The 12117-nt window shown below is 60.6% G+C and carries 12 protein-coding genes; 6 read left to right on the top strand and 6 right to left on the bottom strand.

The features are described from left to right. Positions 1-12: 12 nt before the first annotated feature. From HQL44_07795 to arsB, 3 genes are read left to right on the top strand one after another with little or no spacing between them, the layout of a single operon-like run. Positions 13-249 carry a thioredoxin family protein gene (locus HQL44_07795; protein MBF0268480.1) on the top strand — a complete coding sequence of 79 codons (237 nt, stop codon included), beginning with the start codon at positions 13-15 and terminating at the stop codon, positions 247-249. 3 nt (positions 250-252) lie between these two features. Further along, positions 253-1164 (top strand): C-GCAxxG-C-C family protein, encoded by a 912-nt coding sequence (locus tag HQL44_07790; protein MBF0268479.1) that lies wholly within the window; start codon positions 253-255, stop codon positions 1162-1164. A 38-nt stretch (positions 1165-1202) separates the two neighbouring features. Beyond that, entirely contained in the window at positions 1203-2234 is a 1032-nt protein-coding gene (arsB, locus tag HQL44_07785; protein ID MBF0268478.1) for an ACR3 family arsenite efflux transporter, read from the top strand. Here the strand turns inward: arsB and HQL44_07780 are convergent. After that, a complete protein-coding gene (locus HQL44_07780; protein ID MBF0268477.1) occupies positions 2220-3857 on the bottom strand; it encodes an AMP-binding protein in 1638 nt (545 codons plus the stop codon). The two genes, arsB and HQL44_07780, sit on opposite strands and share 15 nt — an antisense overlap. 33 nt (positions 3858-3890) lie before the next feature. After that, positions 3891-4592 (bottom strand): TetR/AcrR family transcriptional regulator, encoded by a 702-nt coding sequence (locus HQL44_07775; GenBank protein ID MBF0268476.1) that lies wholly within the window; start codon positions 4590-4592, stop codon positions 3891-3893. A 102-nt stretch (positions 4593-4694) separates the two neighbouring features. Here HQL44_07775 and HQL44_07770 point away from each other — a divergent pair, with 102 nt between their 5' ends. Together HQL44_07770 and HQL44_07765 are read left to right on the top strand one after the other, a co-directional pair. Next, positions 4695-5465, top strand: a complete 771-nt coding sequence (locus HQL44_07770) for an enoyl-CoA hydratase/isomerase family protein (GenBank protein ID MBF0268475.1) — start codon at positions 4695-4697, stop codon at positions 5463-5465. Positions 5466-5467: 2 nt separating this feature from the next. Further along, positions 5468-6958: a 3-hydroxyacyl-CoA dehydrogenase gene (locus HQL44_07765; protein ID MBF0268474.1), complete on the top strand. Its 1491-nt coding sequence runs from the start codon at positions 5468-5470 to the stop codon at positions 6956-6958. Here the strand turns inward: HQL44_07765 and HQL44_07760 are convergent. From HQL44_07760 to HQL44_07745, 4 genes are read right to left on the bottom strand one after another with little or no spacing between them, the layout of a single operon-like run. Next, positions 6955-8139 (bottom strand): acyl-CoA dehydrogenase family protein, encoded by a 1185-nt coding sequence (locus HQL44_07760; GenBank protein ID MBF0268473.1) that lies wholly within the window; start codon positions 8137-8139, stop codon positions 6955-6957. The two genes, HQL44_07765 and HQL44_07760, sit on opposite strands and share 4 nt — an antisense overlap. After that, complete coding sequence (locus tag HQL44_07755) at positions 8139-8957, bottom strand: enoyl-CoA hydratase family protein (protein ID MBF0268472.1); 819 nt, start codon at positions 8955-8957, stop codon at positions 8139-8141. The genes HQL44_07760 and HQL44_07755 overlap by 1 nt, the downstream gene beginning before the upstream one ends. Before the next feature lie 37 nt (positions 8958-8994). Next, positions 8995-9735 (bottom strand): SDR family oxidoreductase, encoded by a 741-nt coding sequence (locus tag HQL44_07750; protein MBF0268471.1) that lies wholly within the window; start codon positions 9733-9735, stop codon positions 8995-8997. Positions 9736-9737: 2 nt separating this feature from the next. Beyond that, positions 9738-10508, bottom strand: coding sequence for an enoyl-CoA hydratase/isomerase family protein (locus tag HQL44_07745; protein MBF0268470.1), 771 nt, complete (start codon positions 10506-10508; stop codon positions 9738-9740). Positions 10509-10665: 157 nt separating this feature from the next. On the opposite strand from HQL44_07745, the gene HQL44_07740 reads away from it, so the two are divergent. Continuing rightward, positions 10666-11958, top strand: coding sequence for an alpha-glucosidase/alpha-galactosidase (locus HQL44_07740; GenBank protein MBF0268469.1), 1293 nt, complete (start codon positions 10666-10668; stop codon positions 11956-11958). Positions 11959-12117 lie beyond the last annotated feature (159 nt).

Raw genomic sequence — 12117 nt, 5'->3', positions numbered from 1 at the left:
GAAGGAGCGCTTATGAAAAATATCAAGGTTCTGGGCGGCTGCTGCGGCAATTGCGATACCGTCATGAAGATGATCGAGACGCAGGCGAAAAACCTGGGCGTCGAGGTCACGTTGGAGAAGGTGACCGACATGGCTGTCATTCTGGGCCTGGGCGTGATGAGCACGCCCGGCGTGGTGATCGACGGCAAGGTGGTGCATTCGGGCAGCGTGCCCGCTCCATCCAAAATCGATGCTTGGCTGAAAGGCTGACGCATGACCAGGAAAGAAGCCGAGGCGGTCTGGCTCCAAGTTGGCGACAAGGCGGACGCCCATTTCAAAAGCGGCCTTTATTGCGCCGAGAGCGTCTTGCTGGCGCTGGCGGAATTTCAAGACATTTCATCCGACCTGATCCCCGCCATCGCCACCGGCTTTTGCAGCGGCATGGCGCGCACATGCGGCCAATGCGGCGCTGTATCGGGCGCCGTCATGGGACTTGGCCTTGCCTATGGACGCAACCGGGGCGGCGAATCCCTGGATCAGGCTTATCTGGTTACCCAGCGTTTCTTGTCGCGCTTCAACGCCGAATTCGGCTCAATCAACTGCGCCGAATTGTTGGGATGCGATTTGGGCTCGCCGCAAGGCTACGCCAGTTTCAAGGACAAGGGCCTTGTTTCGCGCTGCTTTGCCTATGCCAGGCGGGCGGGCGAACTGGCGGCGGAATTGATCGAACCGCATCCCATCAACGTTCTCGTTCTTTGCACCGGCAACAGCGCTAGAAGCGTGATGGGCGAGGCGCTGATCAACGCCCTGGGCGAAGGACGGTGGAAGGCTTTCAGCGCGGGCAGCCACCCGACCGGCCAAGTCAATCCGCTGACCTTGGAATTGCTGGCCGAAAAGGGGCACCGTATCGATGGGCTGCGCTCCAAATCCTGGGACGAATTCGCAGCCGACGGCGCGCCCGAAATGGATCTGGTGATCACGGTCTGCGACAATGCCGCCGGTGAAGTCTGCCCGATCTGGCCGGGCGGGCCGAAAAAGATTCATCTGGGCTTTCCAGACCCTGCCGCCGCCGTCGGCACGCATGGCGAAAGACTGGCCGAGTTCCGCAAAATCTATGCCCAGATCGAAGAGAAGATGAAACGCCTGATCGAACTGGGACCCGAAAAAGCCGGAGACATTGCATGAGCGCCCTTTGCGAATCCGCCCAGAACCAGAATAAACCCATGGGCCTGTTCGAACGCTATCTGACCGTCTGGGTGGGATTGTGCATCGTGGCGGGCGTGGGTCTCGGCCATCTGGCCCCCGCCCCCTTCCAGGCCATCGGCGGCATGGAACTCTACAAGGTCAATATGCCGGTGGCGGTGCTGATCTGGCTGATGATCATCCCCATGCTGCTGAAGATCGATTTCGCCGCCCTGCATCAGGTGCGCGAACATTGGAAGGGCATCGGCGTCACGTTGTTCATCAACTGGGCGGTCAAGCCTTTCTCGATGGCCCTGCTGGGCGCCATCTTCATCGGCACCCTGTTCCGTCCCTTGCTGCCCGCCGACCAGATCGAAAGCTATATCGCGGGATTGATCCTGCTGGCCGCAGCGCCCTGCACGGCCATGGTCTTCGTCTGGTCCAACCTGACGAATGGCGAGCCGCATTTCACGCTAAGCCAAGTGGCGCTCAACGACGTGATCATGGTCTTCGCCTTTGCGCCCATCGTCGCACTGCTTTTGGGACTGTCCTCGATCACCGTTCCCTGGGAAACCTTGTTCCTGTCGGTCGTTCTTTACATCGTGGTGCCGGTCATCGTGGCGCAGGTCTTGCGCAAGTTGCTGCTGGCCAAAGGCGAGGAAACGTTCCAGCGCGCCATGGACAGGCTGGGGCCGCTTTCCCTGATCGCCCTGCTGACCACGCTGGTCTTGCTGTTCGGCTTCCAGGGCGAGGAAATCTTGAAACAGCCGCTGATCATTCTGATGCTGGCAGTGCCCATCACCATCCAGGTCTATTTCAATTCCGCCCTCTCCTACTGGCTGAACCGCAAATTGGGCGTGGCCCATTGCGTGGCAGGACCGTCGGCGTTGATCGGCGCTTCCAACTTCTTCGAACTGGCCGTCGCCGCCGCCATCAGCCTGTTCGGCTTCCAGTCGGGCGCCGCGCTGGCCACCGTGGTCGGCGTGCTGATCGAAGTGCCGGTCATGCTGAGCGTGGTGCGCATCGTCAACGCCAGCAAGGGCTGGTACGAGGCTCCGTTACAGCGTTCGTAGGCGGTAGCGCTGCACCTTGCCGGTCAAGGTCTTAGGCAGTTCTTCCAGGAACTGGATGTCGCGCGGATATTTGTAGGGCGCGATGGTGGCCTTGACGAAATCTTGAATTTCCTTGGCCGTGCTTTCCGACCTGTCGCGCTCGTCTTTCAGCACGATGCAGGCCCTGACGATCTTGCCCCTGGCGTCGTCGTCGATCCCCACCACGGCACATTCGTATACTTTGGGATGATCCAGGATCACGCGCTCGACCTCGGTGGCCGACACGTTGTAGCCCGACGTGACGATCATGTCGTCCGAACGGTCGGTATACCAGAAGCGCCCATCGGCATCCTGTTCCGCGATGTCGCCCGTCACGTTCCAGCCATTCTGCACGAACTTGGCTTGGCGTTCGCCGTCGTCCATATAGCGCCCGCCCGTGGGGCCGTAAGCGGCCAAGCGCCCCTTGCTGCCTAGCGGCAGTCGATTGCCCTCGTCATCCAGCACCCCCACCGTATAGCCGGGCACGGCGCGCCCGGTCGATCCCGGCTTTTCCACCGCCATCGATTCCGAAATGAAGTGGGTCAGAAATTCGGTCATGCCCAATCCATTGACCAGGCGAATGCCAGTTTTCTCCAGCCAGCCTTCCCACAGGCGCTGGCGCAAATGCTCGCCCGCCGACGAAGCCTTGCGCAAACTTTTAAGGCTTTGCGTTCCCGCCTGCTCCAACAGCGCGTGATACATCGTGGGCACGGTATAAAGGCTGGTCACCTGACGCCGGTCGATGGTTTCAAGAATGGCGTCGGCGGAGGGCTTGGGCAGCAGAGCAGCCGTGGCCCGCCAATAGAGTGGATACATCAGGAAAGCCGCCATGCCATAGGTGAAAGCCAGCGAGGGCGAGCCGGTGATGATTTCATCTTGATCGATGGTGAAGACCTGCGGCCAGCAGCGGCACACCGCCAGTATGTCGCGATGGAGATGCATGGCCCCCTTGGGATTTCCCGTGGTGCCCGAGGTAAAGGTGATCAGCGCCACATCGTCGGCCGCCGTTTCGACCGCCTTGAAGCCGCCGGTCTTCTTCTCCAGCCGACGATCCAAATCTCCCTTGCCGGTGCACAGGGACGAGAAATAACTGACATGGCGAAGCGCTTCGCCCGATCCCTTGGCCGTTTCCAACTCTTCCGCCAAGTCGATATCGGACAGCGCAATCGAGATTTGCGCCTTGTTGAGAATGAACACCAATTCGCGGGCGCGCAGCAAGGCCATGGTGTTCACACAAACGCCGCCAGCCTTCAGCACGGCCAGCCAGCAGGCCACCGCCATGGGCGTATTGGCCGAACGCACCAGCACGCGATTGCCGGGAACCAAGCCGAAATCCTCAACCAGCACGCGGGCGATGCGGTCGGCCTTGTCTTGCACCTCGCCATAGCTCCAGGCGGCGTCGCCGCAGAAGAAGGCGGTTTTGGAGGCGAACCCATCGCCGATCGCGCCATCGATCAGAATCGAGGCCCCATTCAAGCGGTCGGGAATGTCGGCAAGATGCGGCATCGAATAATCGAAGCGCGGCATCAAGTCTTGCCCTGGCAAGCGGTCGCGCGCAAACGTATCGAGATGCGCCGAGGGCACACCGCCTGGAATCCGCGTCATTCTTTCCTCCCTGTTGCATTTGCCCCGGGCGTCTTAACGCGCCTTCGAAGGCTTCTTCTTCTCCTTGCCGTCCTTCTCCGCTTGCAATTTCCTGTAATGTTTCCAGCCCTTCTCGGTCAGCAGGGCGTGAACGAGGAAGTCGAATCCCTCCTCGACATAGCGATCGAAACCGGCAACCGGCTTGATGCGCCAATGTTTCAACGCCCAACTATGGGCAAGACTTACGAAATGATCGGTCGCCAGGGCGGCATCCACGTCGCGAAACAGGCCAGCATCGATGCCGTCTTGAATGCATTTGGCGATCATGGCGTTGGTTTCGATCTCGGAATCCATGATCAGTTGGCGCCGCTCGGGGCTAAGCGATTTGGTCGAGCGATAGGCCAGCACGGTGGCTTCACGCCGCTGATCGACCACCCGGCAATAGGCCATGATCGCCGCCCGGAAACGTTCTAGCGGATCGGTCAGCCCCGCAATGGCCGCCGGTATTTCCTGCTTGTAGGATTCCAGCACATCCAGCACCGACAACAGCAGCACGTCTTCCTTGTCGCGCACATATTGATAGATCAAGCCTGCGCTGACCCCGGCCTTTTTGGCCACGTCCTGAATGGTGGTTTTGTAATAGCCCTGATGGGCGAACAGATCGACCGCGGCGGCAATGATCTGCGCGCGGCGCTTCTTCACCAGATCGGCGTCGGTCACCAGGCTTTGCACCTCGAAGGCCGGTTTGGCCAGCATGCTCGCTCCTTGGGCGGCGGAAAGACTTGACGCCCCGCTCCTGAATGAATAATCATTCAATATTGCCAACCCGACGCAAACTGTCAAGAGACAGAGGTGAAAATGGCCGAATTGATCGTGGAACGCCATGGCGATTGCGTGGTCTTGCTGCGCCTGAACAGGCCCGAGGCCAAGAACGCGCTGAACATGGCTTTGCGCAGCCAGTTGGCCGAACAGGTGACGGCGCTGGCCGCCGACCCGCTCGTTCGCGTCCTTGTCGTCACCGGCAATGCCGAGGCGTTCGCCGCCGGGGCCGATTTGTCCGAGATGGCCGAGGCTGGCGCCATCGACATCTTGCAGCGCCAAACTCATTTGTTGTGGCGCGCCATCGCCCAATGTCCGAAACCCATGATCGCCGCCGTGAACGGCTTTGCCCTGGGCGGCGGCTGCGAATTGGCCATGCATGCCGACATCATCATCGCAGGATCTTCGGCCCAGTTCGGCCAGCCCGAAGTTCGGGTCGGCATCATGCCGGGTGCGGGCGGCACCCAGCGCCTGCTGCGCGCCGTCGGCAAATTCAAGGCCATGAAGATGCTGCTGACCGGCAAGCCGGTTTCGGCGGACGAAGCCAGCGCCATGGGGCTGGTCAGCGAGGTGGTGGCCGACGATCAGGTGCTGCCCACCGCCTTGAAGCTGGCCGAGACCATTGCCGCCTTGCCGCCGCTGGCCGTGACCCAGATCAAGGAAGTGGTGCTGGCGGGCATGGATGCGCCGCTGGACAGTGCCCTGGCGCTCGAGCGCAAGGCTTTTCAGCTTCTGTTCGCCAGCGCCGATCAGAAGGAAGGCATGAAGGCTTTTCTGGACAAGCGCCGCCCCGCCTTCGAGGGGAAATAGACATGCAAAGCGTGATCGGCATTGCGGGCAGCGGAACCATGGGGCGCGGCATCGCGCAGATCGCCGCTGCGTCCGGATGCAACGTGCTGATCTTCGACGCCAAGGACGGGGCGGCCGAGGCCGCCTGCGCCGCCATCAGCCAGACTTTCGAGAAACTGGCGGAAAAGGGAAAGATGAGTCCGGAAGACGCCAAGGCCGCCGCCGCAAGGCTGACGGCGGTTCCTCCCCTCAGCCCCGAGCTTGGCGCCTGTACGCTGGTCGTCGAAGCCATCGTCGAGCAATTGGATGCCAAAAGGAACCTGTTCACCGATTTGGAAAAGATCGTGACACCCGCCTGCATCCTGGCTTCGAACACGTCGTCCTTGTCCATCACCTCGATCGCCACGGCCTGTCAGATTCCGGCGCGGGTGGCTGGACTGCACTTCTTCAATCCTGTGCCGCTGATGAAAGTGGCGGAAGTGGTGGCAGGGATGCACAGTTGCGAAAGCGCCATTGCCAGCCTGATGGATTTGGTGAAGCGCTTTGGCCATACGCCGGTGCGGGCCAAGGACACGCCGGGCTTCATCGTCAATCATGCCGGACGGGGCTATGGACCCGAAGCGTTGCGCATCATGGAAGAGGGTGTCGCCGATGCCGCCGCCATCGACCGCATCCTGACCGAGCAGGCTGGCTTTCGCATGGGGCCGTTGGAATTGTACGATCTGGTCGGGCTGGATATTTCATCCGCCGTCATGGAAACCATGTATGCGCAGTTCTATCACGAACCGCGCTACCGCCCCTCGCCCCTGGTGCGCTCGCGCGTGGAAGCGGGCTTGTTGGGCAAGAAAGCAGGCCAGGGATTTTACGCTTACGACAAGGGGCAGATCGTAAGGCCGGTCGAGCCGCCGCCACCCAAGGCCGCGCCCTGTCACGTTTGGACGAATGATCCCCAAGTGACGCAACTGCTTCAATCGCTGGGGGCCGACATCGACAGCGGGGAGTCTCCACGTCCCGACAGCTTGATCCTGCTGGCTTGTCTGGGCGAAGACGCCTCGGGCATGGCGGCAAGGTTGGATTTGGATGCAAGCCGCTGTCTAGCCATCGACCCCTTGTTCGGTTTCGACAAGCGGCGCGTGCTGATGACAAACCCAGCCACGCTGACGGAATTTCGCCAGCAGGCGCACGCCCTGCTTGGACAAGACGGCAAACCCGTGTCCGTCATCAAGGACAGTCTGGGCTTCGTCTCGCAGCGCGTGGTGGCCAATATCGTCAACATCGCTTGCGACATCGCGGGTCAGGGCATCGCCTCGCCCGCCGATATCGACACTGCCGTGCGCCTCGGCCTGGGCTATCCGATGGGGCCGCTGGCCTGGGGCGACCAGTTGGGAAGCCGCACCATCCTGACCATTCTGGAAAATATGCTGGCCCGATCAGGCGACATGCGTTGGCGGCCTTCGCTGTGGCTCAAGCGCCGCGCCGAGCTGGGATTGTCGTTGCTGACGGAAGAAACTTAGTTCTTCCCCTCGCTCAACAGCGCGTTGGCGATGACCAGCTTTTGCACCTCGCTCGTCCCTTCATAAATGCGAAGCGCTCGGATTTCGCGATACAGCCGCTCTACCGCTACGCCGCTGACTACGCCCAAGCCGCCCCATATCTGCACGGCCTGATCGATCACCTTCTGGGCTTCCTCGGTGGCGAACAATTTCGCCATAGATGCTTCGCGCGTCACGCGCCCGCCCTTGGTGTCCTTGGTCCAAGCGGCGCGGTAGACCAGAAGCGCCGCAGCATCGATGGAAACCGCCATCTCGGCCAGTTTGGCCTGGGTGATTTGATAGTCGCTCAAGGCGCTGCCGAAGACATGGCGCGACTGGGCGCGCTTCAAGGCCTCGTCCAAAGCCCTTCTGGCAAAGCCCAGGGCGGCGGCGGCCACGGTCGAGCGGAAAACATCCAGCACCGACATGGCGATCTTGAACCCTTCGCCTGGCAGGCTGAGCAGCGCCGATGACGGCACCCGGCATTCTTCCAAGCGCAGCTTGCCCAAAGGATGCGGAGCGATCACATCGATACGACTGGCCACCTTGAATCCCGGCGCATCGGCTTCCACGATGAAGGCAGCCAAGCCCTTGGCTCCCGGCGCATCGCCAAGCCTTGCGAACACCGTATAGAAATCGGCGATCCCGGCATTCGAAATCCAGGTCTTGTCGCCGGTGATGACGTAATGATCGCCATCCTTGACAGCCGTGGTGGTCATGGCCCCCACATCCGATCCGGCATCGGCCTCGGAGATGGCGAAAGCGGGGATCAGTTCTCCCTTGCCCACCTTGGGAAGATATTTCGATTTCTGCGCATCGGTGCCAAACAAAGTAATGGCGGCGCTGCCCAAACCTTGCATGGCGAAGGCAAAATCGGCCAGCCCTTCATGACGCGCCAAGGTTTCGCGGGCCAGGCACAGGCCGCGCACGTCGAAACTCGCCGCCCGACCGCCATAGGCGGCCGGGATGCAAGCCTTCAAGAACCCCTGTTCGCCTAGCGCTTTGACGAGACGGCGGGACATGTCGTCCATCCGCTCGCCTTCGCATTCGTGATGCGGGGCGATCCGTTCCAATTCCTCGTGCGCCCAGGCGTCGATGGCTTGCGCGAACTCACGATGTCCGTCTTCGAAAAAGGGCCAGGAGAGGAACGTTTTGTCAGACATCAATCACCTTCGAATTTCGGCGTTTGCTTGATCACGAAGGCATTGTAGGCGCGTTCGAAGTCTTTCGTCTGCATGCAGATCGACTGGGCCTGGGCCTCAGCCTCGATGCATTCGTCAAGCCCCGCATTCCATTCCTGCACGATCATCTTCTTGGTCATGGCGTGGCCGAAAGTGGGCCCCTCAGCCAGAGACTTGGCCAAGTCCTTGGCCTTGTCCAGCACTTCTTCGGAACTGAAAATGGCGTTGTAGAAGCCCATGCGCTCGGCTTCCTCGCCCGGCATGGCGCGCCCGGTCATCAGAAGTTCGGTAGCGCGGCCAAGACCCACGATGCGCGGCAGAAGCGTGCAAGCCCCCATGTCGGCGCCAGCCAGACCCACGCGCACGAACAGGAAGGCGACCTTGCTTTTCGCCGTGCCATAGCGGATGTCGGCGCCGCAGGCCAGCATGGTGCCCGCACCGGCGCAGATGCCGTCGATGGCGGCGATGATGGTCTGCGGCGCCGCCTTCATCGCCTTGACGACGTCGCCGGTCATGCGGGTGAAGTCCAGCAGTTCCGGCATGTCCATCTTGACCAGCGGGCCGATGATTTCATGCACGTCGCCGCCCGAACAGAAATTGCCGCCAGCACCAGTGATGACCAGCGACTTGATGTCGGGGCAATAGACCAAGTCGCGCAAAGTGTCGCGCAATTCGCCGTAGGATTCGAAGGTCAGCGGGTTCTTCTTCTCGGGCCGGTTCAAGGTGATGGTGGCCACCTTGCCTTCGACCGACCAGCCGAAATGCTTGGGATTGAAATGGCTGGCGGGCAGTTTCTTCATTAACGACATGTTTCGTTTCCTTCTTTCAGAATGGATATCAACCGGGAATGACCAGACCGCCATTGACGCTTAGGACCTGTCCGGTGATGTAGTCGGCGCGTTGGCTTGCCATGAAAATGATGGCATCGGCCACTTCCGAAGGCTTGCCAAAGCGCTTCATCGGAATGGCCTTCAAAAACGCTTCCAGGAACTTTTCGGGTTCCGAGCGCAACAGCGGCGTATCGGTCGGACCCGGACAGACGCAATTGACCTGGATATTGTGGCGCGCCCCTTCGCGGGCCAGCGACTTGGTAAAGGAAATGGCGCCGCCCTTGGCCCCCGAATAGACGCTTTCGCCCAGCGAACCCACACGCCCGGCATCGGACGCCACGATGACGATCTTTCCGGACTTCCGCTCGATCATGCTGGGGAAGAAGGCGCGGGCCATTTCGATCGGCCCCATCAAGTTCAGCTTCACGACCTTCTCGATGAAGTCGTCGGAATTTTCCACGAAGGGCTGGATATGGCCCCAGCCCGCCACATTGGCCAGCACGTCAAGATGGCCCTTTTCGTTCAAGATGCGGTCGCGGCACTGATGGATCGAGGTTTTGTCGGTCACGTCCAGTTTGACGAAATGCACTTTGCCGCCGGGAACCGACGCCGCCGCCTTCTTGCCCGCTTCTTCATTGAGGTCGCCCAGATAGACCTCAGCCCCCAGGGCGGCGAAACCTTCGACCGCAGCGAAGCCGATGCCAGAGGCGCCACCGGCGACCAGGACGATTTTACCATCGAATCTCATTCTTACTTCTCCTTGCTTAGGAAGGCCTCGACCCTTTGGCGGGTCTCGGTCTCGTTCAACAGACGTCGCGTGGCTTCAAGCTCTTCTTCATAGCCATCGCGCTTGGGATCAAAGGCAGCGCCAATGCAATGTTTGGCTTGGGACAGTGCCGATTTGGGCAGCGCCGCCAAACGCCCAACCAGACTTTCCGCAAAGCCCGCCAATTCGGCCCTGGGCACGGCCCATTGCACGACACCCAGCGCCAGGGCTGTTTGGCCATCCATGATCTCGGCGCCCAGAATCAAGCGCTTGGCGACAGAAGCACCCACCAAACGGGTCAGGCGTTGCGTGCCGCCCGCCCCAGGGATCAGGCCCAGATTGGTTTCCGGCAAGGCCAGCTTGGCTTCATTGGCCGCCACGCGCAGATCGCAAGACAGCGCCATCTCAAGCCCGCCACCCATGGCGGCCCCGGAAATTTCCGCCACAGTGACGACAGGCAGGGCTTCGATGCGCTTCAGCACCTTCTGGATATTGCGAATGTCTTCGACCTGCTGGCCGATGCGCGACGCATCGGAGAAATTGGCCCGCATTTCCGCCAGATCTGCCCCGGCGCAAAACACCTTGAGCGCGCTTTTGATGTGCAGAACGGAAATCTCGCCCGATGCCTCCACCTTGTCCATGGCCGCATGCAATGCTGCGATCATGCCGGTGCCCAGCGCATTGACCGGCGCATGAGCAAGCGTCAGCAGGGCTGTCTTGCCTTGTTGCTGGAGGGTTAGAAAGGCGTCGGCCATGGCCGCTTTCTCCTGGAGGTCGGGGCGCTTTCTTGACTGAATGGATATTCATTCAGTCAGACCCGGCCTGTCAAGAGGGGTTTTTCGGCCTCCGTTCTTCTTGCAGATTTATGTTAGAATGCCCCCAGTTAGCTCCCTCACGCCCACCGAGGCCCCCATGACCAATACCTGTAAGATCGTGTTCATCGGCGCGGGCAGCGCCTCTTTCGGCGTCCATCTGTTCCGCGACATGTTCCAAAGCAAGCAGTTGGCGGGCAGCACGCTAACCCTGGTCGACACCAATTCCGAAACGCTGGAGCGCATGTATGGCCTGGCCCAGTTCATGAACAGGCAGCGGGGTGCGGGCATCATCATCGAGCGCACCACCGACCGTAGGGAAGCCCTGAAAGGCGCCAACTTCGTGCTGAATTCGGTGGCCATCGACCGCACCAGGCTATGGCGGATGGATTTCGAAGTGCCCAAAAAGTACGGCATCCATCACACTTTGGGCGAAAATGGCGGGCCGGGCGGCTTGTTCTTCACCATGCGCACCCTGCCGCTGATCTTCGACTTCGTGCGCGACATGGAAGAATTGTGTCCCAACGCCTTCTTCCTGAATTATTCGAATCCCGAAAGCCGCATCGTACTGGCCTTGGGAAAATACAGCCCCATCCGCTCGATGGGCCTGTGCCACGGCATCTTCATGGCTCGCTGGTACATCGGCACCATCATGGGAATGGCCGACAAAGAGCCGGAGCAGAAGCTCGATCTTTGGGCGGCGGGCCTTAATCATTTCCAGTGCGTGATGCAAATCCGCGACCGCGAAACCGGCAAGGACATGTATCCCTTGCTGCTGGAAAAAGACAAGACCTTCGATCCAAGCCTGCAGCCGCTGACCCGCAAATTGATGCGCGCCTTCGGCCACTGGATCACCTGCAGCGACGACCATATGGGCGAGTACATCCCCTATGGCTATGAAGGCGGCGAAAAGGGCTTCGATTTCGACGGCGAGGATAACTGGCGGGTGAAGCTGCAAGGCATCATCGACGACGTGGTGTCGGGCAAAACGCCGCCGCCCGACGAGTGGAACACGCTGTCGGGCGAACGCGGCATCGCCGTGATCGAAAGCGTCATGCACAATCAAAAGCGCATGATTGAATCGGGTATCGTCTATAACCGCGGCGTCATTCCGAATTTGCCCGCCGACCTGGCGGTGGAGGTGCCCGTCGTCGCCGACGCCGCCGGACTGCATCCGGTCAGCCTAGGGCCGCTGCCCGACCCCATCGCCAAGCTGATGACCATGCAGGCCAGCGTGCAACAATTGGCGGTGGAAGCGGCGGTGCATGCATCGAAGGAAATGGCCTTGGAAGCCTTGCTGATCGACCCGGTGATCAACTCGACCGACGCCGCCGTGAAAATTCTCGATGAACTGTGGGAAGCCAACAAGCCCTATATTAGAAAGTGCGTGTAGTTTTTGAACGTCTCGACATTCCAACAGAATTTGCCAATCTCACAGCGGCCAATAAACACATCGTCATGCCCGGCCTTGTGCCGGGCATCCACGCTTTGCCTTCTGGTGCTATTGCAACTAAATCGTGGATGGCCGGGTCAAGCCCGGCCATGACGGATT

The sequence above is a fragment of the Alphaproteobacteria bacterium genome (assembly GCA_015231795.1).
Taxonomy (GTDB): domain Bacteria; phylum Pseudomonadota; class Alphaproteobacteria; order Rhodospirillales; family WMHbin7; genus WMHbin7.
Note: the sequence above shows the minus strand (reverse complement) of the source record. Positions and strands in the feature narration are given on the sequence as shown.